At 45.4% G+C, this 22,651-nt stretch carries 24 protein-coding genes; 3 read left to right on the forward strand and 21 right to left on the reverse strand.

Features of this window, described 5'->3' with window-relative positions; genetic code table 11:
* Nucleotides 1-5: 5 nt before the first annotated feature.
* The 4 genes from rplI to V7126_RS01445 form a co-directional block, all read right to left on the reverse strand.
* Nucleotides 6-455, reverse strand: coding sequence for a 50S ribosomal protein L9 (gene rplI, locus V7126_RS01430; protein ID WP_046129423.1), 450 nt, complete (start codon nucleotides 453-455; stop codon nucleotides 6-8).
* Entirely contained in the window at nucleotides 452-2,434 is a 1,983-nt protein-coding gene (locus V7126_RS01435; protein WP_046129424.1) for a DHH family phosphoesterase, read from the reverse strand. Before V7126_RS01435 ends, rplI begins: the two co-directional genes overlap by 4 nt.
* Nucleotides 2,435-2,468: 34 nt before the next feature.
* Nucleotides 2,469-3,404 (reverse strand): YybS family protein, encoded by a 936-nt coding sequence (locus V7126_RS01440; protein ID WP_335496133.1) that lies wholly within the window; start codon nucleotides 3,402-3,404, stop codon nucleotides 2,469-2,471.
* A 232-nt stretch (nucleotides 3,405-3,636) separates the two neighbouring features.
* Complete coding sequence (locus tag V7126_RS01445; protein ID WP_236809876.1) at nucleotides 3,637-3,744, reverse strand: hypothetical protein; 108 nt, start codon at nucleotides 3,742-3,744, stop codon at nucleotides 3,637-3,639.
* Nucleotides 3,745-3,926: 182 nt separating this feature from the next.
* Between V7126_RS01445 and V7126_RS01450 the strand changes: the two genes are divergently transcribed.
* Nucleotides 3,927-4,406, forward strand: a complete 480-nt coding sequence (locus V7126_RS01450; protein ID WP_175077317.1) for a spore coat protein — start codon at nucleotides 3,927-3,929, stop codon at nucleotides 4,404-4,406.
* A gap of 47 nt (nucleotides 4,407-4,453) precedes the next feature.
* Here the strand turns inward: V7126_RS01450 and V7126_RS01455 are convergent, their stop codons facing one another.
* The gene (locus tag V7126_RS01455) at nucleotides 4,454-5,914 is read right to left on the reverse strand and encodes a SulP family inorganic anion transporter (protein WP_335496136.1); all 1,461 of its coding nucleotides are present in this window, start codon (nucleotides 5,912-5,914) and stop codon (nucleotides 4,454-4,456) included.
* Nucleotides 5,915-6,098: 184 nt separating this feature from the next.
* On the opposite strand from V7126_RS01455, the gene V7126_RS01460 reads away from it, so the two are divergent.
* Nucleotides 6,099-7,397: an MFS transporter gene (locus tag V7126_RS01460; RefSeq protein WP_216898930.1), complete on the forward strand. Its 1,299-nt coding sequence runs from the start codon at nucleotides 6,099-6,101 to the stop codon at nucleotides 7,395-7,397.
* A gap of 108 nt (nucleotides 7,398-7,505) precedes the next feature.
* Here the strand turns inward: V7126_RS01460 and rpsR are convergent, their stop codons facing one another.
* The 6 genes from rpsR to V7126_RS01490 form a co-directional block, all read right to left on the reverse strand.
* Nucleotides 7,506-7,745 carry a 30S ribosomal protein S18 gene (gene rpsR, locus V7126_RS01465; protein WP_003178022.1) on the reverse strand — a complete coding sequence of 80 codons (240 nt, stop codon included), beginning with the start codon at nucleotides 7,743-7,745 and terminating at the stop codon, nucleotides 7,506-7,508.
* 43 nt (nucleotides 7,746-7,788) lie between these two features.
* Nucleotides 7,789-8,301: a single-stranded DNA-binding protein SsbA gene (gene ssbA, locus V7126_RS01470; RefSeq protein ID WP_175077320.1), complete on the reverse strand. Its 513-nt coding sequence runs from the start codon at nucleotides 8,299-8,301 to the stop codon at nucleotides 7,789-7,791.
* Nucleotides 8,302-8,346: 45 nt separating this feature from the next.
* Nucleotides 8,347-8,634, reverse strand: a complete 288-nt coding sequence (gene rpsF, locus V7126_RS01475; protein ID WP_046129429.1) for a 30S ribosomal protein S6 — start codon at nucleotides 8,632-8,634, stop codon at nucleotides 8,347-8,349.
* A 112-nt stretch (nucleotides 8,635-8,746) separates the two neighbouring features.
* Nucleotides 8,747-9,847 carry a redox-regulated ATPase YchF gene (gene ychF, locus V7126_RS01480; RefSeq protein WP_046129430.1) on the reverse strand — a complete coding sequence of 367 codons (1,101 nt, stop codon included), beginning with the start codon at nucleotides 9,845-9,847 and terminating at the stop codon, nucleotides 8,747-8,749.
* A 189-nt stretch (nucleotides 9,848-10,036) separates the two neighbouring features.
* On the reverse strand, nucleotides 10,037-10,243 hold the full coding sequence (locus V7126_RS01485; RefSeq protein WP_046129452.1) for a DUF951 domain-containing protein: 207 nt from the start codon (nucleotides 10,241-10,243) through the stop codon (nucleotides 10,037-10,039).
* Between the two features lie 132 nt (nucleotides 10,244-10,375).
* On the reverse strand, nucleotides 10,376-11,392 hold the full coding sequence (locus V7126_RS01490) for a YkvI family membrane protein (RefSeq protein ID WP_175077321.1): 1,017 nt from the start codon (nucleotides 11,390-11,392) through the stop codon (nucleotides 10,376-10,378).
* Between the two features lie 457 nt (nucleotides 11,393-11,849).
* On the opposite strand from V7126_RS01490, the gene yyaC reads away from it, so the two are divergent.
* Nucleotides 11,850-12,467: a spore protease YyaC gene (yyaC, locus tag V7126_RS01495; RefSeq protein ID WP_175077322.1), complete on the forward strand. Its 618-nt coding sequence runs from the start codon at nucleotides 11,850-11,852 to the stop codon at nucleotides 12,465-12,467.
* A 48-nt stretch (nucleotides 12,468-12,515) separates the two neighbouring features.
* On the opposite strand, the gene V7126_RS01500 is transcribed toward yyaC, so the two are convergent.
* From V7126_RS01500 to spoIIIJ, 10 genes are all read right to left on the reverse strand, one after another.
* The gene (locus V7126_RS01500; protein WP_175077323.1) at nucleotides 12,516-13,364 is read right to left on the reverse strand and encodes a ParB/RepB/Spo0J family partition protein; all 849 of its coding nucleotides are present in this window, start codon (nucleotides 13,362-13,364) and stop codon (nucleotides 12,516-12,518) included.
* Nucleotides 13,357-14,118 carry a sporulation initiation inhibitor protein Soj gene (gene soj / locus V7126_RS01505; protein ID WP_046129434.1) on the reverse strand — a complete coding sequence of 254 codons (762 nt, stop codon included), beginning with the start codon at nucleotides 14,116-14,118 and terminating at the stop codon, nucleotides 13,357-13,359. Before soj ends, V7126_RS01500 begins: the two co-directional genes overlap by 8 nt.
* 247 nt (nucleotides 14,119-14,365) lie before the next feature.
* Complete coding sequence (locus V7126_RS01510; RefSeq protein ID WP_046129435.1) at nucleotides 14,366-14,809, reverse strand: carboxymuconolactone decarboxylase family protein; 444 nt, start codon at nucleotides 14,807-14,809, stop codon at nucleotides 14,366-14,368.
* Between the two features lie 69 nt (nucleotides 14,810-14,878).
* Entirely contained in the window at nucleotides 14,879-15,730 is an 852-nt protein-coding gene (locus tag V7126_RS01515; protein WP_175077324.1) for an RNA polymerase sigma-70 factor, read from the reverse strand.
* Nucleotides 15,731-15,785: 55 nt separating this feature from the next.
* Entirely contained in the window at nucleotides 15,786-16,634 is an 849-nt protein-coding gene (gene noc, locus V7126_RS01520) for a nucleoid occlusion protein (protein WP_046129437.1), read from the reverse strand.
* A gap of 101 nt (nucleotides 16,635-16,735) precedes the next feature.
* A complete protein-coding gene (gene rsmG / locus V7126_RS01525; protein WP_335496152.1) occupies nucleotides 16,736-17,455 on the reverse strand; it encodes a 16S rRNA (guanine(527)-N(7))-methyltransferase RsmG in 720 nt (239 codons plus the stop codon).
* A gap of 13 nt (nucleotides 17,456-17,468) precedes the next feature.
* Nucleotides 17,469-19,355: a tRNA uridine-5-carboxymethylaminomethyl(34) synthesis enzyme MnmG gene (mnmG, locus tag V7126_RS01530; protein ID WP_046129439.1), complete on the reverse strand. Its 1,887-nt coding sequence runs from the start codon at nucleotides 19,353-19,355 to the stop codon at nucleotides 17,469-17,471.
* Between the two features lie 16 nt (nucleotides 19,356-19,371).
* The gene (gene mnmE, locus V7126_RS01535; RefSeq protein ID WP_046129440.1) at nucleotides 19,372-20,751 is read right to left on the reverse strand and encodes a tRNA uridine-5-carboxymethylaminomethyl(34) synthesis GTPase MnmE; all 1,380 of its coding nucleotides are present in this window, start codon (nucleotides 20,749-20,751) and stop codon (nucleotides 19,372-19,374) included.
* 343 nt (nucleotides 20,752-21,094) lie between these two features.
* On the reverse strand, nucleotides 21,095-21,721 hold the full coding sequence (gene jag, locus V7126_RS01540; RefSeq protein WP_175077326.1) for an RNA-binding cell elongation regulator Jag/EloR: 627 nt from the start codon (nucleotides 21,719-21,721) through the stop codon (nucleotides 21,095-21,097).
* Entirely contained in the window at nucleotides 21,718-22,518 is an 801-nt protein-coding gene (gene spoIIIJ / locus V7126_RS01545) for a YidC family membrane integrase SpoIIIJ (protein ID WP_175077327.1), read from the reverse strand. The genes jag and spoIIIJ overlap by 4 nt, the downstream gene beginning before the upstream one ends.
* Nucleotides 22,519-22,651 lie beyond the last annotated feature (133 nt).

Raw genomic sequence — 22,651 nt, forward strand, 5'->3', positions numbered from 1 at the left:
TTATCTTATGATTGCTCTTTCACGTGTACTTTCAGCGTCGCCTGTACCTCCGGATGCAGCTTAACCGGGACGTTTGTATATCCCAGCGTGCGAATGGCATCGTTCAGTTCAATTTTCCGCTTATCAACTTTTAATTGGTGTCCCTTTTGCAGCGCATCGGCAATCTGCTTGCTTGTGACAGAACCGAACAGACGGCCGCCTTCCCCTGACTTGGCAGAAAGCTCAACCGTAATGTTTTCAAGCTTTTCTTTCATCTCTTTAGCCTGCTTCAGCTCTTCAGCCGCTTCTTTTTTCTCTTTCTTCTTCTGTCCTTCAAGCGCGCTGATGTTGGAAGGTGTTGCTTCAACAGCAAGGCCTTTTTTGATCAAAAAGTTGTGCGCGTATCCGTCTGCCACGTTTTTGACCTCGCCTTTTTTCCCTTTGCCTTTTACATCCTGTAAAAAAATTACCTTCATGTCTCATTGCCTCCTTCAAAATACTCGTCAATCGCTTCTTTTAGACGGCGGAGCGCCTCCTCAACCGAGACATCCGTCAGTTGTGTAGCGGCATTTGTTAAATGCCCCCCGCCTTCAAGAGCCTCCATGATGATTTGAACGTTTACCTCGCCTAGCGATCTTGCACTGATGCATACCGTGCTCTCGTCTCTTCTCGCCACTGCAAAAGAAGCTTCAACCTCGCTCATCGAAAGAAGAGAATCCGCGGCTTGAGCGATAATGACCTGGTCAAAATAGTCATCATCCCCGCCGCCGGGCAGAGATGCAATGGCGATACCCTCTTTATAAAAGGATGTATGCTGAATGAGCCTCGCCCTTTTAATATAATGATCGGCTGTCTCTTTCAAAAACTTTTGCACAAGCACGGTGTCGGCGCCCTTAGCCCTCAAGTATGAGGCCGCATCAAACGTACGGGAGCCGGTACGGAGAGAAAAGCTTTTTGTATCGACGATAATCCCTGCCAGCAGTGCGGTCGCTTCAATCATATTGAGTTTCAGGCGTTTCGGCTGATACTCAAGCAGCTCAGTGACAAGCTCAGCCGTCGACGAAGCGTATGGCTCCATATAGACGAGCAGCGGATCTTTAATAAATTCTTCTCCTCTTCTATGATGATCGATTACGACGACATTTTCAATTTTATTGACCAGTCTCTCTTCAATAACAAAAGACGGCCTGTGCGTATCGACGATCACAAGCAGCGTATCATCTTTGGCAATCTCAAGCGCTTCTTCAGGCGTAATAAACCGCGACCAGAGCTCTTCGTATTTTTTGATTTCCCCGATTAGCCGCTGAACGCTTGCACCGATCTGATCGGAGTCAATCACGACGAATCCGTCTTTTCCGTTTGCCTGCGCCACTTTTAAAATCCCGATCGCCGAACCGATGGAATCCATATCGGGATACTTATGCCCCATGATGATGACATTGCTGCTTTCAGAAACGATTTCCTTAAGCGCATGGGAAATCACCCGTGCTCTAACCCGTGTCCGCTTTTCCATCGGGTTCGTTTTTCCGCCGTAAAATTTCACTTTTCCGTTCGGCTGCTTGATCGCCACCTGGTCGCCGCCGCGGCCAAGCGCCAGATCAAGGCTTGATTGCGCAAGGTCGCCAAGCTCTTTCAAAGAGGAGACAGACGCGCCGATCCCGATGCTTAAAGTTAGCGAAATGGCATGAACAGACGTCTTTTCCCGGATTTCATCGAGAATTGAAAACTTCGATGCTTCCAATTCGCTTAAAATGTGCTCGTTTAAAACACCGATAAACCGCTCGGATGAAATCCGCTTGAGAAAAATGTCGTATTGTTTGGCCCATTGATTCAGAAGGGATGTCACTTCACTGTTCATCGTGCTTCTTGTCTGGTCATCAAGACCTTGTGTTACATCATCATAATTGTCTAAAAATATGTAAGCCAGAACCGTTCGTTCGTTTTCATACTGCTTCTCAATCTGCGTTTGCTCTGTGACATCAAAGAAGTATAAGAGCTTTTCTTCCCTTTTAATGACGACGTTAAATTTCCGGTCGTTTAAGGTGATCGTTTCCGTATCGACTTCCTGCTTGATCAAAGGTACGACCGATTCGCAAATATCATAAAGCGACCTTCCGACGAGCGTACTTTCGCTAAAGCATGACGCCATGAACGGATTCGCCCATTCAACATAATACTGGTCATTGAAAAGCATGATCCCGATCGGCATTTCCAGCAGCGCTTCTTCCCCGACTTTTTTCAGCCTGTAGGACAAAGTCGAGATATAGTCATCCAATTCTTGTCTGATTTGAGAATCCGCACGTTTTAAAAAGAATAAAATGACGCCAAGGATAAGGACGCCGGCCGCTCCTGCCACCCAATTAAAATAAACGTTGATGAGGACAGAAATGATTGTGACGATAATTAAAGAATAAATGGGATATCGAAATAACGGTTTTTCATAAAAACTTGGCACTCCAATCAACTCCTCACCACCAGAGAGAACATCATCACGATGATTTCTTTACTTTCTCCCTTAAGTTAAAACCTATGTCAATTATACCCAAGATACGGACAAGATACATCAAGGGCGTAAGCAGCCCGAAGATCAAAAAAAGAACCGGCAGGGCCGTTGGCAGCTTTTTGGCGTGACAAAAATAAAAAACGAATGAAAAACCTTGAATGGCAATAATGAACCCCATCATCACGCTCGCATTTAAAATAATCGAGTAGAACACGCTTCCCTCTTCAGCAGGTGCCAGCGACAGAAGAATCGTCAGCAAATACAGCCAAATCGTGCCCTGTGGAAGCTTCAGCTCCCTAAAAGGCTTCAGGGACGGAATTTGCATGGCAAAACGCCGCAGCACCGGCTTTGCGATCAGATGGTTTAAAAATGCGGTGATGGCGGAAAAGATCACGATCACCGTCGGATATAAATACTGCGCCTGTTTTAATTGTTCTCTGACGAGTTCCAGCTGTTTCGCCGCCTCATCGTCATTTCCAAACTGCTTCATAATCGATTCAGACATTTTGAATGATTCATTATATGATTGATTGATCTCTTCTATTAAGTTTAACCCGAGAAACTGAATGCTAATAAACAACAGCAGCACAATGGAAACCATATAAGCAACAGCGGCTGAAGCAATCGCCTGCGCAGGCTCGTTTTTTCTGTAATGAAACCCCATGAGAATCCCCGCGGCAGTTACGGGAACAGCGAAAGCCAGACTGCTCAAAGAGCCTGTTATCAGTGAAACAGGCAAGCTCACTAAGCCCATGAAAAGACCGGGCTTTACCCCGTGCCTGATCGTTTGAATCATGGCAGGCAAAGGCAATGCCAATAAGAGAAACGTTCCGACGAAAGGAAGATAGAGGCTTATCATCATTACAACGGCAAAAAGACTGACCAAAATAGCGCCCTCTACCAAAGCTCTTGTTTGTTTCACTTGTTCACCTCATATTTTTGTTTTCTGAATCCAAAAAGAGCAGCATGGACGACTGCTCTTTTTCCGTCGCAATTTCATTTTCAATAAGACGATAACATGAGCAGGTGCAAAGCCTTCTCTCATTGTTTCTTTAATTTTAACATAAGGGCAAATCTCAAGTAAAATAAGGCCAGCGGCGACGAAGGGAATGTTCCATGTGAAACATCCCCTTCTTTCAAGAAAAGCAGCTCAATCAATCTAAAAATCCGGATTTATCTTTATTTTTTTTCTTCGCCTTTCTGATCATAAACAAGATGATCAAAACCATGATCAATATCGTGATCCGAAGTCCTCCGCTCATAAATAAAAAGAAGTCTTTTACAGAATCCAGCACCCTTTATCACCTCTCACTTGTGTAATCACTCAGCTGAAAAATCTCATACTTAAGAATTCCCCTTTCAAAAACGGTCTGAAACGTTCCTTTAACCTTTTGGGCGTTTTAGGCATATGCTATCAAAGAGAAAGCAATAAAGGAGAATGGATATGAGTCATACAAGAACATTGGCGTGGCATGAAACGCTGGAATTGCATGAACTGATCGCCACACAATCAGTAGGCTTAATCAAGGTGAAAAAGAGCCTGAAAAAGATTAGAGATCCCCAGCTCAGACACCTTTACAGCATGGCGGCAAGAGGATTGGAGGGGAATTTACGAGAGCTTCTCCCGTTTTTGCCGAAGGCTCCGGTTTTCCACCGGGATGATGAAAGAGCGGATCTTTTCTTTGAAGCAGGAGAGTTATTAGCATTGGCGAAAACAAGCGTCCGAAATTATGCAATCGCCATCACGGAAACGGCAACCCCTGAGCTCAGAAGAGTGCTGGTGAAGCAGATTAATGCAGCCATCAGGCTTCACGAGCAAGTCTTTCAGTACATGTACCAAAGAGGACTGTACCCTGCCTACAACCTCACTGAGCTCTTGAAGGGCGATGCGATGCATGCCCAGAAGGCAATTTCGATGCGATAAAAACCAACCAGCAAGGATCAGATCCTTACTGGCTGTTTTTTTTTATATCAGGACACGGAACGCTCTGGCAGATGATATGTCGCCATCTTTTTGACGAGCCTGCCGCTTGATTCATTCAAGCCCGTCACCTCAACGTCCGCGCCTTGCTCCTTGTATTTCAGAATGATTTTGTCGATTGCCGCAACGGCGGAATCGTCCCATATATGCGCTTCTGAAAAATCAAAAATAACCTTTTTGGCGTCATCGTCTATTTCGATGGATTTTACAAGGTCGTGTACAGATGCAAAGAAAATTTGACCTTTGAGCATGTATGTTTTTTCTTGTCCGGTTGATGCGGTATCGACTTTGATTTTAGAAATTTTCGCCGCAAAAAAGATCGCGCTTAAGATGACGCCGGCAAACACGCCTTTTGACAAATCATGCGTGGCTACGACGGTAATGACTGTCACCAGCATGACAATCGAATCGGTAAGCGGCACCTTTCTCAACATGCCGAATGAAGACCAGTCAAATGTTCCGATGGACACCATAATCATGACCCCTGCCAAAGCAGCCATCGGAATTTGGACGACCCAATCGCCCAGCACCATGATCAAAAACATTAAGAAAACACCTGCCACAAAAGTGGACAAACGTCCTCTTCCTCCTGATTTTACATTGATCACGGACTGGCCGATCATCGCACAGCCTGCCATACCCCCGAAAAACCCGGCAACGATATTGGCTATTCCCTGACCGCGGCTTTCCCTATGTTTGTCGCTTTCCGTTTCCGTCATGTCATCCACAATAGAAGATGTTAATAATGATTCCAAAAGACCGACGATGGAAAGAGCAAAAGCAGTCGGAAAAATGATCGACAACGTGTCAAAGTTTAAAGGAATATTCGGGATCATAAAAGATGGAAAAGATTGCTTAATCTCTCCCAAATCTCCGACCGTGCGAAGATCAAGATGGCCGAAAATAGAAAATGCGGTCATGGCAATGATCGCAACAAGAGCAGATGGAATGGCTTTTGTGAAGCGGGGCAAAATGTAAATAATCAACAATGTAATACCGACAACCACATACGTCATATACGAAACTCCAACAAAATGGGGAACCTGGGCCAAAAAGATCAAAATGGCCAGCGCATTTACGAAACCTACCATAACCGACCGTGGAATAAATTTCATAAAGCGCGCGATTTTCAGTAACCCAAATATGAATTGGATGATTCCGGTTAAAATCGTAGTCGCAAACAAATACTCGATGCCATAATCCCTGACCAGCGTACCTATTAAGAGAGCCATCGCTCCCGTTGCAGCCGAAATCATCGCCGGCCGCCCTCCTGCAAACGAAATCACAACAGCAATACAAAACGACGCATACAAACCGACCATCGGGTCTACGCCCGCAATAATGGAAAACGCAATGGCTTCGGGAATGAGAGCCAGCGCTACGACGATACCCGAAAGGATATCACCCCGCACATTTGAAAACCATTCGCTATTTAATTGTTTGATACTCAAAATATTCAACACCTCTTTTATCTGTTTTGCTTCCAACTCTCATAGAAGCCGTCTGTTTTTAACATGATTCACTTTAGCAAACATGCATCTAAATGTCTATATAGTTTTTCCGTTATCAGAAAGTGCAAAAAGGGAATGTATTTTGAAAAAAGAGATCAATCTAAGGAAAAGAGGAGGTTTCATCATGGCGCAAGAGCTGGAAAAACGGCCGGGGCATACAAGATGGTATATTTCATCACTATTAAGCAGCATGATCATTTTAAATTACTTTGACCGTGTCGCCATTTCTGTCGCAGCTCCTGCGATACAGGACTCCTTTCAATTGACGGCGACACAATTGGGCGTGGTCTTTTCGATATATACTTATTCCTATACCCTCATGCAGCTTCCCGTCGGCAGCCTGCTGGACAGGTTCGGCGTCGCCTGGGTAACAAGGATCGGAATGACGATTTGGAGCCTTTTAACGGTCATTTTGGCTTTTTTGCACGGAAAACTGCTGTTATATATCGTTCGTTTTTTAATCGGACTGACAAGCGCATCGGCGTTTCCCGCTGCTTCGAAAGCGACCGCCCTCTGGTTTCCGCCGAACGAACGCGGCCTTGCCAATTCGTTGTTTGATTCGGCTGCGAAATTTGCAAATGTAATCGGTGCGCCGCTCGTTGCATTCCTTGTGACGACGTATGACTGGCGGACCGCATTTTTGACGATCGGAATCATGAATATATGTTTTACGATCTTTTTCTGGTGGTATTATGAGCAGCCTGACCGGCACAAATTGGTCTCAAAGGAAGAGCTTCATTACATTCAAAAGCATAATGCCGTATCAACTGAAGAAATATCAGAACGTACAATAGACGCCCTGAAAACGATGATAACGAACCGAAAAGCATGGGGGCTGATGATCGGGTTTACGGGTTACGGTTATACGTTCAACCTGCTGTTAACTTGGCTCCCCACCTTTTTTAAAGAAACCTATGGACTGGACATCATGTCATCAGGACTGTTTACGGCCGTTCCCTGGCTTATCTCGACCATCTCCGGAATCATTGTCGGCGGATGGCTTGTCGACTCTTTGATAAAAAAGGGGCATTCAAATACAAAAGTGTATCAAACGATCATCGTGATCGGCATGAGTCTGGGATTTGCTTTTTTAGGCGCGATTTTCACGCATAACATCATCATTGCAATCATTTTCATTTCCGTCGGACTGGCAGGGATTTCGGCAACAGCGCCCATCGGCTGGTCCATTTCGGCTGATATTGCCCCTCCGGGCTCCATCTCCCTTCTCAGTTCGATGGTCAATCTCGCCAATAATCTGTTTGGCGGTATTATTGCGGTGTCATTGACGGGATATTTGGTCGACATGACCGGGTCTTTTACCCTCAGTTTCCTCGTCGCGGGATTTGTATTGCTGCTGGGGCTCGTTTTCTACCTGGCCGTCCTCGGAGATATAGAGCGGATTCATGTATCGAGAAACAAATAAAGTTTCACTATTTGGAAAATATTATAACAATTACTTTGATTTAGCCATTTATTCAAAATAAAAAAGAACAAGAACCGCATAGGGCTCTTGTTCTTTTTATATCTCAGCTTACTCGCCTGCTACGTATGGAAGTAAAGCCATTTGACGAGCGCGTTTGATTGCAACAGTCAATTTGCGTTGGTATTTCGCGCTTGTTCCTGTTACACGGCGTGGTAAAATTTTACCGCGCTCAGAGATAAATTTTCTAAGAAGATCTACATCTTTGTAGTCGATATGCGTAATTCCGTTAGAAGTGAAATAACACACTTTACGGCGTTTCGCACGACCGCCTCTGCGTCCTCCTGCCATTGCTATTTCCCTCCTTTCTTTTTTTAAGTCCGTCCGTCATCCATTAAAACGGCAAGTCATCATCTGAGATGTCAATCGGTTTGCCGTCGTTTGCAAATGGATCGTCATTAAAGCTGTTGCTTTGATTGCGATTCTGATTGCTCTGACCGCCGCCAAATGGATTCTGATCGTTTTGTCCGCCGCCAAAGTACTGGCCTCCCTGGCCTCCGCTGTAACCGCCGACACCAGAACCGCCGCCTTTAGGCTCCAGAAATTGAACACTTTCAGCTTGAACTTCCGTCACATATACGCGCTGTCCTTGCTGATTTTCGTAGTTCCTCGTTTGCAAACGTCCATCTACACCCGCAAGGCTTCCTTTTTTAAGGAAATTCGCAACATTTTCAGCTTGTCTTCTCCAAACGACACAGTTGATGAAATCTGCTTCACGTTCGCCCTGCTGATTCGTAAACGTACGGTTTACAGCGAGCGTAAAGGTGGCAACTGCCGCACCGCTGGGAGTATAACGAAGCTCTGGGTCCTTTGTCAGTCTGCCGACTAAAACAACTCGGTTAAGCATATGAGAGACCATCCTTTTGCTTTAGAATATATCATTCATTTCTGTTTACTCTTCTTCTTTAACCACGATGTGGCGAATGATGTCATCACTGATTTTAGCTAAACGGTCAAATTCTTGAACTGCTTCAGCACCAGATTGAACGTTTACGATTTGGTAGAATCCGTCGCGGAAATCGTTGATTTCGTAAGCAAGACGGCGTTTTCCCCAATCTTTTGTTTCAGTGATCTCCGCACCGTTTGTCGTTAAAATGTTGTTAAAACGCTCAACAACAGCCTTTTTAGACTCTTCATCAACGTCTGGGCGGATGATGTACATGATTTCGTACTTTCTCATTTGTATTTGCACCTCCTTTTGGACTAAGCGGCCCATTACTTGGGCAAGGAGCAATAATCCTATTACTCACAATTTTATATTATATCAAAGCTCCTGTCCCTTTTCAACAGCGTTATACATTGAAACGGAAATGAATCACGTCACCGTCTTTAACGATGTATTCTTTTCCTTCAAGGCGGACTTTCCCGGCTTCTTTTGCCGCGGACATGCTTCCCGCTTCAAGCAGATCGTCGTATGCCACAGTTTCCGCGCGGATAAATCCGCGTTCGAAGTCAGAATGGATGATGCCCGCGCATTCCGGAGCCTTCATGCCTTTTTTGAACGTCCAGGCTCTGACTTCCTGCTCTCCCGCCGTAAAATAAGTTGCCAGTCCGAGCAGTGAGTAAGACGCCCTAATTAATTGGTCAAGGCCGGATTCTTCGATTCCCAGCTCTTCAAGGAACATCGCTTTCTCCTCGCCTTCAAGCTCGGCGATTTCTGACTCGATCTTCGCGCAGACGACGATCACCTCAGCGTTTTCAGCGGCGGCGAATTCCTTGACTTTCCGGACATATTCGTTGCCTGAAGGATCAGCCACTTCATCCTCGCTGACATTCGCTACATATAATACGGGTTTAGTCGTTAAAAGATGGAGCTGTTTCAGCACTTTTTGCTGCTCTTCGGTAAACTCGACAGAGCGCGCCGGCTTTTCCTGTTCAAACGCTTCTTTTAATTTTGTCAAAATCTCAAATTCAAAGACAGCTTCCTTATCTTTTTGTTTCGCCATCTTTCCGACGCGGCCGATCCGCTTCTCAACGGTTTCAAGATCCGCCAATATCAGCTCAAGATTGATCGTCTCGATATCGGATATCGGATCCACTTTTCCGGAGACGTGCGTAATATTGTCATCAGCAAAACAGCGGACGACATGGCAAATCGCGTCAACTTGGCGAATGTGGGACAAGAACTTATTTCCAAGACCTTCCCCTTTGGACGCCCCTTTTACAATACCCGCAATATCGGTAAATTCGAATGCGGTGGGAACGGTTTTCTTCGGATTGACGAGCTCTGTCAGCTTCTGCAGACGCTCATCCGGAACCTCAACGATCCCGACGTTTGGATCAATCGTACAAAACGGGTAGTTGGCCGATTCTGCCCCGGCCTGTGTAATCGCGTTAAATAAGGTTGACTTCCCGACGTTCGGCAAACCAACAATCCCAGCTGTTAAAGCCATTCTTTCATCTCCTCTATAAATAAACATCCATATGACATTCGTGTAATTCAAACCTGCAACAATTATAAGGATGATTACTGTAAAAAACAAGCTGACAAAACCTGCTTTTCAATAACTGAAACGGGGTGAAAATCTTTTTTTGCCAAAATCCATAATCAAGCCACCAAAAAAGCATGGGGCCCGTATATATTAAGAATCGGACTCCTCATGCTTCACCAGAATCTTTTTCATCTTTCTTTGAAATTCTTTGCGGGGAATCATGACGCTGTGGGCACAACCCTCGCATTTAATTCTGATATCCATCCCCATTCGAATCACTTTCCAGCGGTTCGTCCCGCACGGATGCGGCTTTTTCATTTCGACCACGTCATTCAGGCCAAATTCTTTATCCGCCAACATCGTTCACCTCTTTAAAATTCCTTTTTTGTGATCCTATTGTACAAAAAACGACATGGAAAGGGCAATTTTTCAAAACATGAGATCATTTCAATATAACAGATTAATTATACTAATATAGTATAACATATCTCAATTTTTCCATTTGCATAATATGGGATAAAGCAAAATATTCACTAATAAATAAAGATTCAGCAGTCCGTAAATCGGGTATAAAAAAGCGATCAAATTAGAAAAGCCGAATGATGTAAAAGGCAGCATCAGCAAAAGAAGGAATAGCGCAATGATCCATCTCGGCCCTTTCACAAGCGTAAGAAAACGGCTTGACAGTCCGAGAATGCTTGTGACAGTCGTCGTATAAATCGCTACGCAAAGAACGGCTGTCATAAACATAAACATCGGAAAAGGCGCACCTTCCAAAACCGCGAATAATGGAATTTCATAATGCGACAGCTGCCCGGCAAGTACGACAAGCGTTTCATTGTACATAAATGAAATTGCGCCAAATACCAAGCCGCTGAGAAGACTGGCAATCCGCGCTTCGCCAAGCCCTTTCAACTCCTTGCCGACCGAGGACAATACGGCAACGACCGATAAAACGTTCAGCGAAGCGAATGCAATCCCGGCAGGCCAATTATATTGACGGTTCATATTGAGCAGCCACGGCTGCTGATGTGCTGCCTGAAATGAAATCAGCGCATACAGCAGCCCGGCTACCAGAATGGGAATTAAATAGCTGTTCACTGATAGAATCCCGTTTAGCCCCCATAAAAAAATAAATGCCGTGCACAAAGCAAATAAGCCGACACCTGCCCAAAACGGGATTTGAAACATTTGCAGCGTAACCCCGCCTCCGGCAATCATGACGATCGTCGTCGTAAATAAATATAAAATGATGAGCAGATCGTATACTTTTGCGAGCATAGGACCGATCAATTTTTCAAGAACGGGAAGAAAGTGCTCTGACTTTTCTTCAAAGCTGATTTTCATCACAATATATGTAGACAGAGTGAATATGATCGTGAACAACAGGATAGCCAGTCCGCTTTCATCGCCAAAAAACTGCCATATTTCCTGGCCGGATGCATATCCTGCACCTATTAAACTTCCCAAAATGAGAAGCATCCACTTCATCCCGGCTCTCCACACGATTTGATCACCTCGTCGATCGTTTTAAGCTTGTTTCCGTTTTACTGTTACTATACTGGCCTGATTCATGAAAGATTCCAAAAAGGAGCATCGGGATTTGAGGAAACGGATCAGATCAAGTTGCGGTGATGGTGACCGAGTGACCGCGGCGGAAACATGGAGACCCGTTGAGAGGATTTCAGCTGTTCTGCGGTCACTTTATTTCCCGAGAGTCTGCTATCAGCACTGAATCTCAATTTCTCATATAAGACCAGGCCATCTTCCTTGCTTTTTTGTTATATTTTACATGAGTCCTTTTCTTACACTCTTCTGCTCCTTCAGTTCACGCAATAAACCCAAATTGCCCCCGGTTCTTACGCTTTTTCAATCCAAGCATAAAACAAGACAACACTGGATATACTAGAAATAAAATCTGGTACAACAATTCTGTTATTACGATGACAAGGATGTGAAACATTTGAATCGAAAAGGCGGGCTCTTTTCTCAAGAACCAATAAACGAATATATTTCCCATTCAGATCCGTTGGCAGTCAAACAAATTGAAAAAGTTCTTTCCGTCCATCTAAAACAGGCGGCCGATCGCCCCGTTGCCGTCGTCTGCATCGGCACGGACCGCTCCACAGGCGATTCGCTCGGCCCCCTCGTCGGAATGAAGCTTGCCGAAAGACGGCTGACAAGGTTTCATGTATATGGAACGCTTGCCGATCCGGTTCATGCCGTCAACTTGGCCGAAAAGCTGGAAACGATTCATCAAAACCATCAAAATCCCTTCATTATTGCGATTGACGCCTGTCTCGGACGAACCAAAAGCGTTGGCTCCTTTCAAATTGGCAAAGGACCATTAAAGCCAGGCGCCGGTGTACAAAAAAATCTGCCTGAAGTCGGCGACGTTCACATTAACGGCATCGTCAATGTCAGCGGGTTTATGGAGTATTTTGTTTTGCAGAACACGAGGCTTAACCTTGTCATGAGCATGTCAAACGTCCTCGCGGAAGGGTTGTTGCTTCTTGAGAAAGCAGCCGGATGGCTCCGGCCTCATCTATCGCCGATTCAAAAAATAACGGGAAGGATGTAATCAAAAAAACCATCTGTTATCCAGATGGTTTCAGCTCGTTTGCGGATATTACGAATGCCCTTCAGACAAAAGTTCAAGAATGCGCTCCAGATCTTCGTTTGAATAAAATTCAATTTCGATTCTGCCCTTTTTCTTTTGCTTTTTAATGGTGACCGGCGTTCCAAAATAATTTTGCAAATATGTCTCCCGTTCTTTAATAACCGCATCTTTCGCCGATTTCGGTTTCTTTGTTTCACGTGGAACATTGGCGTTCATTTGCTGAATCAGTTTTTCAAGCTGACGGACGTTCAGCTGTTCAGATACAACCTTTTGCACCAATGGTTCAAGCTTCTTTTTATTTTTCAGCCCGAGCAGTGTTCTTCCGTGCCCCATCGACAGTGTGCCTTTGTCGATTAAATCTTGAACGTTCTCAGGCAGCGTCAAAAGTCTTAAATGATTGGCAATATGAGGACGGCTTTTGCCAAGCCTTTTTGCAAGCTGTTCCTGTGTCAAATCAAGGTGCTTTAATAATGATTCATAGGCTTTTGCTTCCTCAAGCGGAGACAGGTCTTCTCGCTGAAGATTTTCCAATAAGGCAATCTCCATCATCAGGGATTCTGACAGTTCGCGGACAATCGCAGGAATGGTTTCCAAACCGGCTTTTTCAGCAGCCCGAAAGCGCCGCTCTCCTGCTACGATATCGTAGCCTTTGATGGACTTCCTGACAATGATCGGCTGCAAAACGCCATGCTGCAGAATGGATTCTTTTAAATCTTTCAACGATTGGTCATCAAACGTTTTCCTTGGCTGATAAGGGTTTGGCCGCAAATCTTTCAGCTTGATTTCCTCAACCGTTTCCTCCGATAAATCGACATTTGAAAACAACGCATTAATCCCTTTTCCGAGACCTTTAGGCATTCGCAGCCACTTCCTTTGCTAAATCTAAATAGACTTCCGCTCCCCGGGAACGCGGATCATATAAAATAATCGGCTTTCCGTGACTCGGCGCTTCACTTAACCTGACGTTCCGCGGAATGACGGTTTTATATACTTTATCCCGGAAGTATTTTTTCACTTCTTCAATAACCTGTATGCCTAAATTCGTTCTCGCATCAAGCATTGTCAGCAATACGCCGTCTATCATAAGGTCGGTATTCAAGTGCTTTTGCACGAGTCTGACGGAGTTGAGAAGCTGGCTTAGCCCTTCCAAAGCATAGTACTCGCACTGCACGGGTATGACAACGGAATCCGAAGCCGTCAGCGCGTTGATGGTGAGCAGTCCCAATGAAGGCGGACAGTCGATGATCATAAAATCGTAGTTTTGTTTGACCGATTCTAAAGCGCGTTTCAATCTGACTTCGCGGGAAATGGTCGGTACAAGCTCGATTTCGGCACCCGCCAGCTGAATCGTAGCCGGAATGACATCCAAATTTTCGACGGATGTTGTTTTGATGACGTCTTTGACGTCTGCATCATCCACTAATATATCGTACACACATTGATCAACATCAGCTTTTTCAATTCCAATTCCGCTTGTTGCGTTTCCTTGCGGGTCTATGTCGACTAGCAAAACCCTTTTCCCGATGTAAGCTAAGCAAGCTCCCAGGTTGACAGAGGTTGTTGTTTTACCAACGCCTCCTTTTTGGTTTGTGATCGCAATAATTTTCCCCACAATGTCACCTACTTTCACATTGAACAAGTTTCTCTCATTTCTCTATTTTAACAAAAAAAGAATCGGCCGTTTGCATTTTTTGAATTTTTGTTTTTTGTGTCGAAGCAGTGACATTGCATTTTTATGCATGAGGAAGAAAAAAAGATAATGTTGTCGAATGAAGAGATAATAATTATATTATACAAGAATAATAATTTAAGAAAAGGAAACCCTGGAACATCCATGTGTTCCAGGGCATAAGTAAAGGTTAGTCCGTTGAAGGCATTTTCCGGGTGGAGACCGCGATTCTGTTCCATGCATTGATCGTTACGGCCGCCATGATGAGTTCAGCGGTTTCGATTTCGCTAAAATGCTTCCGCACTTCCTCGTACACATCGTCCGGCACTCCTTCATCCGCAATAAGCGTCACCGCTTCAGTCAGCGCCAAAACAGCCCTTTCCTTGTCCGTGAAAAACGGAGCTTCGCGCCATGCGCTGAGGGCGTACAAACGCTGTTCGGTTTCGCCGATTTTCCTCGCATCCTTAGTGTGCATATTCAAACAAAAAGCACAGCCGTTTAATTGCGAAGCGCGGATTTTGATAAGCTCCTTTAAAATGGGATCAATGCTTGAAGCGCTTTGTGCTTTTTCAAGCTCCAGCATGCCGGCATATCCTTTGGGATTTACCTTCTCCATGATCAATCTTGTTTCCATGTCAATTCCTCCTCTGAAAAGTGATTCACTTATATAACAAGTGAGGCATTCGATTTGTGACAGGAAACGCTAAAATGTAATGTGCTTTAGTTTATCAGGATTGGAAACGATGTATATGTTGTTGATCAAATCGCACTCCGGGGACCATGCAAAGCAAATGGCGTATATCGGTTTTTTGCCCCGCTCTATCAGCACGCCTCTTTGGCCATTGATTTGGGCATGCCTTATATGGCCTGCAAGTCTTCCTTTTGAAGCAATTCCCTTAAAGAATGCATAGATTCGGCTCCTTCCGTAGATCGGTCTGATTGCGCTCTTCACTTTTCCGCCTCCGTCAGTATATAAAACCGCTTCTTCGGTCAGCTTGCGAGCGAATTCGTCAAAATCTCCCGTTTTTGCCGATGCTATGAACAGCTCTGCCAGTTGCCGCTCCTCTTTCGGTCTGGAAGTAAGAGATAGTTCTCCGCTTAATTTATGCTTGATGCGGCTGTGAATTTTCCGGCAGTTTGCTTCAGATTTTTCGATAATGGATGATATTTCCTTATAGTGATATCCAAACACGTCCCTAAACATAAATACCGCTCTCTCAACGGGATTCAACCTGCTCATCGCCACCAGAAATGCGTAGGATACCGTTTCTTCTTTTTCCGCCAGATCAGCCGGGTTCTGATCCGGGAGTCTCAAGCTTGGCTCCGGGAGCCACTCGCCGACATAGACCTCGCGCTTTTTCCGGGCTGACTGCAAAAAATTAATGCAGCGGTTTGTAACAGATTTGATCAAATAAGGCTTATTGATCTGATCGATGCTTTTTTCCTGAAGATCGGCAAACAGGTCCTGCACGATATCTTCAGCATCCTGTATAGAACCTGTCATTCGATAAGCGACTGAATGAAGCAATGACCAGTATTTTTGATAATGTTCCATAGCTTCCCCCGTATGTAGATATTTTGACCTAAAAAAATAAAAGCTCTGGGAGCTTTTATTTCGGTATCCGGATCGTAAACTGAATGTATTCTTCAAATTCCTCTTCTTCGGTATTCAGTTTGACTCCGCTGTCTTCCACCATCGATAATGACTGGCGGATCGTGTTCATCGCGATTCTCGCGTCCCTGCTGTATGCTTTTCTCTTCGGTTTGGGCTTTCGCTTATCCTGCTCAAGCATTTTGACAACGCGGTCCTCGGTTTGTTTGACATTTAAGCTTTTTTCAATCACTTCGTTTAGCAGCTTGATCTGAAGTTCGGGCTGTTTTAACGGAATGAGCGCTCGTGCATGCCGCTCTGAAATCTCTTTTTTCAAAATCGCTTCCTGCACTTCTGCCGGAAGCTTCAGCAGTCTGAGCTTGTTGGCGATCGTTGACTGTCCCTTGCCGAGCCTTTGGGCAAGGGCTTCCTGCGTCAAATCATGCAGCTCTAAAAGCCGTGCGTATGCATGTGCCTCTTCTATCGAAGACAATTCCTCCCTCTGGAGGTTTTCAATTAGAGCGACAGACGCTGTCTCCGTATCTGAAAAATCCTTGATAATAGCGGGAACTTTTTCCCAGTTCAGCGTTTGAACTGCCCGCCAGCGCCGCTCCCCTGCAATGAGCTCATATTTGCCTTCCTGCTCGGTTTTTCTGACGACAATCGGCTGAATAATGCCGTGTGTATGAATGGTTGCGGCTAATTCTTGAATTTTTTCTTCAGAGAAAATGGTGCGCGGCTGAAAACGGTTAGGAATAATATCGCCTACTGGAATATCTTGAATTTCTTCTTTATTCGTATCATGCTCAGCAATCTCTGGTTCTTCTTTTTCACCGATTCCGAAGAGACGAGAGAATGAATGCTTCATGTACCTACACCACCTTTGAACACTGCCATTTTTATAATTCTATTTTCTCATGAATTTTCCTTCTGTGACACCATCAATTTTGACGAAAGCGAACGAATCATTTACCCTTCAATCGGAGATTTGTTTGGTGTTCCAGGTTTTCTTGGGAATTTTTTCGGCGTCTGCGATTGTTTTTTGATGATAATGATGTTTCTTTCGCTTTCTTCGATCGGCAGCTGAAAAGAATGCACGGTTTCAATTGCTCCTCCAAGGACTTTAATTGCTTTTTTTCCCGCTTCGATTTCTTCCTCAGCCGAAGCCGCCTTTAAGGCAACGAAGAAACCGTTTTTCTTTACCAGCGGAAGGCACAGTTCGCTCAAAACAGAAAGGCGGGCAACCGCACGGGCCGTAACGACATCAAAGCTTTCCCGCTTATCTTTCAATCTCCCGAACGTTTCGGCGCGATCATGGTAAAAAGACGTATTTTCTAATTTTAATGCATTGGAAAGCTGATTTAAAAAGTTAATTCTTTTATTTAATGAATCGACGATTGTTACGTGAAGGTGGGGAAAACAGATTTTAATCGGCAGGCTTGGAAATCCGGCGCCGGCCCCAACGTCACACAGACTGTCCGTCTTGTTGAAATCAACATAAAAAGAAGCTGTAATGGAATCGTAAAAGTGCTTCAAATACACCTCTTTTTTTTCTGTAATCGAGGTCAGGTTAATCTTTTCATTCCATTCAACAAGCCATTCATAATACGTTTCAAATTGCTCCAGCTGATAAGGAGAAAGGGAAATGCCTTTCTCCTCCAGGTTGGACGTAAACTGTTCTATGTTCATACCGTCATCCTTTCTATTCCGCGACCTTGGCGATCCGGCCCTGTTCAAGGTAAACAAGCAGAATGGAAATATCGGCAGGATTCACCCCGGAAATCCGTGAGGCCTGCGCGACGGACAGCGGTCTGACCTCTTTCAGTTTTTGGCGCGCTTCTGTCGCGATCCCTTTAATGGCGTCATAATCGATTCTGTCCGGAATCTTTTTGTTTTCCATTTTCTTAAGCTTTTCGACCTGCTGCAGGGATTTTTCGATATATCCTTCATACTTGATTTGGATTTCGACCTGTTCAGCAACGTCTGCGGCGACATCTTCCTCTGCAGGTGCAAGCGCCGTGACGGTTTTGTAATTCATTTCAGGCCGCTTCATTAAATCAGTCGCCCGGATGCCGTCTTTCAGCTCGCTTCCGCCCAATGAACGGATGTATTCCTGATTTTCGCCGGTCGGTTTGATGATAACAGAATGCAGGCGTTTTTTCTCTGCTTCGATAGCCGCTTTTTTCTGAAGAAATTTTTGATAGCGCTCCTCAGAAATCAAGCCGACCTTATATCCGATTTCCGTCAGGCGCAGGTCCGCGTTGTCATGGCGCAGAAGCAGACGGTATTCCGCCCTGGACGTCAGGAGACGGTATGGTTCGTTTGTTCCTTTTGTAACGAGGTCGTCAATCAAAACTCCGATGTATGCGTCTGAGCGGCTGAGGATGACTTCTTCCTTGCCAAGCGCCTTGCGTCCGGCATTAATTCCGGCCATGATACCCTGCCCGGCCGCTTCTTCGTAGCCTGATGTTCCGTTGATTTGACCGGCTGTAAACAGACCCGGTATTTTTTTCGTTTCAAGCGTCGGCCAAAGCTGTGTCGGTACGATCGCATCATATTCAATCGCATATCCGGCGCGCATCATTTCCACGTTTTCAAGCCCCGGAATCGTTGCGAGCATTTTTCTCTGTACGTCTTCCGGAAGGCTTGTCGACAGCCCCTGAACGTATACTTCCTGCGTATTGCGGCCTTCAGGCTCAAGAAAAATCTGATGTCTCGGCTTATCATTAAAGCGGACGACCTTGTCTTCGATGGACGGACAATATCGCGGCCCCGTTCCTTTGATCATGCCGGAGTACATCGGTGAACGGTGCAGATTGTTGTCAATGATTTCATGCGTTTCCGGGCTTGTATACGTCAGCCAGCACGGAAGCTGGTCTGTAATATATTCCACCGTCTCATACGAAAAGGCCCGCGGCACGTCATCGCCAGGCTGGATTTCCGTTTTGCTGTAATCGATCGAATGGCTGTTCACCCGCGGCGGTGTGCCCGTCTTAAAGCGGACGAGGTCAAAGCCGAGCTCTTCGAGATGTTCAGAAAGCTTGATCGAAGGCTGCTGGTTGTTCGGTCCGCTTGAATAAGACAAATCTCCAAGGATGATTTTTCCTCTCAAAAACGTACCCGTTGTCAGGACGACCGTTTTTGAACGGTATATCGCCCCGGTTTGAGTGACCACGCCGCGGCATTCGCCGTCCTCTATTAAAAGGCGTTCGACCATTCCTTGCAGCAAATTCAAATTCGGTTCATTTTCAAGCGTTTTTTTCATTTCATGCTGATATTGAAATTTATCGGCTTGCGCGCGCAGCGCCCGTACGGCAGGACCTTTCCCCGTATTTAAAAGCCGCATTTGAATGTGGGTTTTATCAATATTTTTAGCCATTTCTCCGCCGAGCGCATCAATTTCGCGGACGACGATCCCTTTAGCAGGGCCGCCGACAGACGGATTACAAGGCATAAAAGCAACCATGTCAAGGTTGATGGTTAAGACAAGCGTTTTTGCGCCTTGTCTTGCTGATGCCAAAGCCGCTTCAACACCGGCGTGACCGGCTCCGACGACGATGACGTCATATTGGCCAGCTTCATAGCCCATATGTTTCGTTCCTCCTTTATTTTCCTAAGCAAAATTGTGAAAAGAGCTGGTCGATCAAGCTTTCGTGCACGGCGTCTCCAATGATCTCCCCAAGAACTTCCCAGCATTTTGTTAAATCGATTTGCACCATATCAATCGGCACATCGTTTTCGATTCCCTCAAGAGCATCCGAGATGGCGCGCTTGGCCTCATGAAGCAGCGAGATGTGCCTTGTATTGCTGACATACGTAAGATCGCCGCTTTCGATCGCTCCCGTGAAAAACAGCGACTGGATGGCGTCCTCAAGCTCGTTGATCCCTTCCTCCCTTAAAAGGGAAGTCGTGACGACAGGACGTCCGTCAGCCAATTCCTGAACGCGGCCGAGATCAAGCTTCTGCCCGAGGTCGGTCTTATTGACGATCACGATCAGATCCATGCCTTTTGTCGCGTCGAACAGCTTGATGTCTTCTTCTGAAAGCTCCTCACTGTAATTGAGGACAAGCAGAATTAAATCCGCTTCTTTTAATACCTGCCTTGAGCGCTCGACACCGATTCGCTCAACGATATCTTCCGTCTCGCGGATCCCCGCTGTATCGACAAGGCGCAACGGTACGCCTCTTACATTCACATATTCTTCGATGACGTCGCGCGTCGTTCCCGGAATGTCGGTCACGATCGCCTTCGTCTCATGAACGAGGCTGTTCAATAGCGAAGATTTCCCAACGTTCGGCCTTCCGATAATAACGGTTGAGATGCCTTCCCTTAATATTTTACCTTGTTCTGACGTTCTAAGGAGCACTTCGATTTCTTCTTTGACTTTTGATGCCTTTTCAATCAGAAGCTTATGTGTCATCTCTTCGACGTCATCGTATTCCGGGTAATCAATATTTACTTCGATATGCGCCAATGTCTCAAGCAGCTCCGCCCGCAACCGTTTGATCAGAGAGGACAGCCTTCCTTCCATCTGATTCATGGCGACATTCATCGCACGGTCCGTTTTCGCCCTGATGAGATCCATGACCGCTTCGGCCTGGGAAAGGTCGATTCTGCCGTTTAAAAAAGCCCTTTTCGTAAACTCGCCCGGCTCGGCAAGTCTCGCGCCTTCTCTTAAAACGAGCTGAAGCACTTGATTAACCGTGACAATTCCGCCGTGGCAGTTGATCTCCACAATGTCTTCCCTCGTGAACGTTTTCGGCGCTCTTAACACAGAGACCATGACTTCCTCAACGACCTTTTCCGTTTCCGGATCAACGATATGCCCGTAATTTATCGTATGTGAATCAACAGTGCTCAAGCGTTTACCGCGAGGCCCTTTATACACTTTATCGGCGATCGAAAGCGCCTCAGGGCCGCTCATGCGTACAATGGCAATCGCTCCTTCTCCCATCGGCGTTGAAATGGCAGCGATCGTATCCATGGCGTTCACCTCTCTTTTTCATTCCTTTATCTATTATCCCCATTTGCCGGGGCATCTTCCAAACATCATAAATCGATAAAAAATTTTATTGTAATCAAAATTTAAAGATAACATAGTTTCAATTGTAGTGGAAGCGAATTGAACCGTTATCCACAACTCGAAAAACCGTCATTATTTACTTTAACTTATCCACATGTGAATAACAATTAAATTTGTTTTTTATCAACAGCTTTCACCGAAAGAGGCCGGGCTTAAACCGATTTGTCCGGCGAAAAAATGACTTTTCCGCATTTAGCGTGCACAAAAAACCGAAGTTCATTTTGGTTGAACTTCGGTTTTTCTACTATTGTTTTTTATATGAGATGACGAGATGCCGGTTATGGTCTTCGCCCGTAGAGTATGTTTCAATTTCATCCGAGTAGCCTGAAAGCGTGTCATGAATCACTTTTCGCTCGCTTGAAGGCATCGGTTCAAGATGAATATCTTTTTTCTGCCTGCTCGCCTGTTCGGCCAGCTTTAAAGCGAGCTGTCTCAGTGTATCCTTCCGCTTGGCGCGGTAGCCTTCGGCATCAACCACCGCTTGGATATAGCGGTCTGAATGGCGGTTAAGGACGAGCTGTGTCAAGGTTTCAAGGGCGTTTAACGTTTGTCCCCTTTTTCCGATTAAAAGCGCCGTTTTGTCGCCTTTTAATTGGAACATCACCTTTTTCGGCTCCTCTTCAGCCGTCACTTCCGCTTGGATGCCCATGTTCAAAATTACGTTTTCCAAATATTGCTTCGCTTCTTTAACAGGGTCGATTTTTTCTCGAATGTTTACAACTGCAGGCTGATGACCGAATATGCCGAGGAATCCTTTTTTTCCTTCCTCTATAACGGCAATTTCAACATCATCTGCTTGAAGTTCCAGCTGTTTAAGCCCGGATTGCACTGCTTCATCGACGGTTCGTCCAGTAGCAGTCAGTTCCTTCACTTTTTCTTACCTCCGGATTTTTTTCCTTCAGCTGCGGCTTCCTGCTTCGCCGTCCTCATATCAGGACCTTTGATCAGGAACGTTTGGGCAATCATGAACAAGTTACCGACTACCCAGTACAGAGAAAGAGCCGCCGGGAAATTGATGGCAAATATCACGATCATAATCGGCATCAACCAAAGCATCATGGCCATCTGCGGATTTTGCTGCGCGTTTCCGGCCATCATCAGCTTCTGCTGGATGAAAGTGAACACACCCGCAAGAATCGGCAGAATAAAGTATGGATCGCGCTCTCCCAGATCAAACCACAAAAAGCTGTGCTCTGCGATCTCGCGCGTTCTCATAATCGCATGATAAAATCCGATTAAAATCGGCATTTGAATGATAATCGGGAAACATCCGGCAAGCGGGTTAACCCCGTGCTTCTGCATGAGAGCCATCGTTTCCTGCTGAAGTTTTTGCTGAGTTTTCTGATCCTTTGAACTGTATTTCTCACGAAGCTTCTGCATTTCAGGCTGAATGGCCTGCATCGCCTTTGTACTTTTCATCTGCTTGATCATAAGCGGTAAAATCAACAGTCTGATCAGGATGGTAACGATGATAATCGCAAGCCCGAAGTTATTGTTCGTCATTTTTGCAACATACGTAATCAGCTGTGACAAAGGATAAACGATATAAGTGTTCCAAAATCCTTCACTTTCTGCAGTGATCGGCTGGTTTATCTGCGTACATCCGGCTAAAAGCGCGAGAACGCCGACCATGCTGAGTAATAATAAAATTCGCCTCTTCAACAACATTTCCTCCTAAATCTTCATTCTTCAACCGTTTTTTATGCGGTTATGCTCTTCAAAAAAATACATACTTTCTCGTATTTTATCATCTTTCTCCCGGGAATGGGCGAGACTTTTCTGCATGAAAAGGAAGCGCTTA

This window comes from Bacillus sp. JJ675 (genome assembly GCF_036963165.1).
Classification (GTDB): domain Bacteria; phylum Bacillota; class Bacilli; order Bacillales; family Bacillaceae; genus Bacillus; species Bacillus glycinifermentans.

Coding starts and splice junctions, on each gene's coding strand:
- rpsR (WP_003178022.1), bottom strand. CDS start 7,745: ATGGCAGGAGGACGCAGAGGCGGTCGTGCGAAACGCCGTAAAGTGTGT.
- V7126_RS01450 (WP_175077317.1), top strand. CDS start 3,927: ATGAGTCATACAAGAACATTGGCGTGGCATGAAACGCTGGAATTGCAT.
- V7126_RS01460 (WP_216898930.1), top strand. CDS start 6,099: ATGGCGCAAGAGCTGGAAAAACGGCCGGGGCATACAAGATGGTATATT.
- rplI (WP_046129423.1), bottom strand. CDS start 455: ATGAAGGTAATTTTTTTACAGGATGTAAAAGGCAAAGGGAAAAAAGGC.
- mnmG (WP_046129439.1), bottom strand. CDS start 19,355: ATGGGCTATGAAGCTGGCCAATATGACGTCATCGTCGTCGGAGCCGGT.
- V7126_RS01500 (WP_175077323.1), bottom strand. CDS start 13,364: ATGCCTAAAGGTCTCGGAAAAGGGATTAATGCGTTGTTTTCAAATGTC.
- V7126_RS01510 (WP_046129435.1), bottom strand. CDS start 14,809: ATGGAAACAAGATTGATCATGGAGAAGGTAAATCCCAAAGGATATGCC.
- rpsF (WP_046129429.1), bottom strand. CDS start 8,634: ATGAGAAAGTACGAAATCATGTACATCATCCGCCCAGACGTTGATGAA.
- mnmE (WP_046129440.1), bottom strand. CDS start 20,751: ATGGATACGATCGCTGCCATTTCAACGCCGATGGGAGAAGGAGCGATT.
- ssbA (WP_175077320.1), bottom strand. CDS start 8,301: ATGCTTAACCGAGTTGTTTTAGTCGGCAGACTGACAAAGGACCCAGAG.
- ychF (WP_046129430.1), bottom strand. CDS start 9,847: ATGGCTTTAACAGCTGGGATTGTTGGTTTGCCGAACGTCGGGAAGTCA.
- V7126_RS01515 (WP_175077324.1), bottom strand. CDS start 15,730: ATGGAACATTATCAAAAATACTGGTCATTGCTTCATTCAGTCGCTTAT.
- V7126_RS01445 (WP_236809876.1), bottom strand. CDS start 3,744: ATGAGCGGAGGACTTCGGATCACGATATTGATCATGGTTTTGATCATC.
- spoIIIJ (WP_175077327.1), bottom strand. CDS start 22,518: ATGTTGTTGAAGAGGCGAATTTTATTATTACTCAGCATGGTCGGCGTT.
- noc (WP_046129437.1), bottom strand. CDS start 16,634: ATGAAGCATTCATTCTCTCGTCTCTTCGGAATCGGTGAAAAAGAAGAA.
- rsmG (WP_335496152.1), bottom strand. CDS start 17,455: ATGAACATAGAACAGTTTACGTCCAACCTGGAGGAGAAAGGCATTTCC.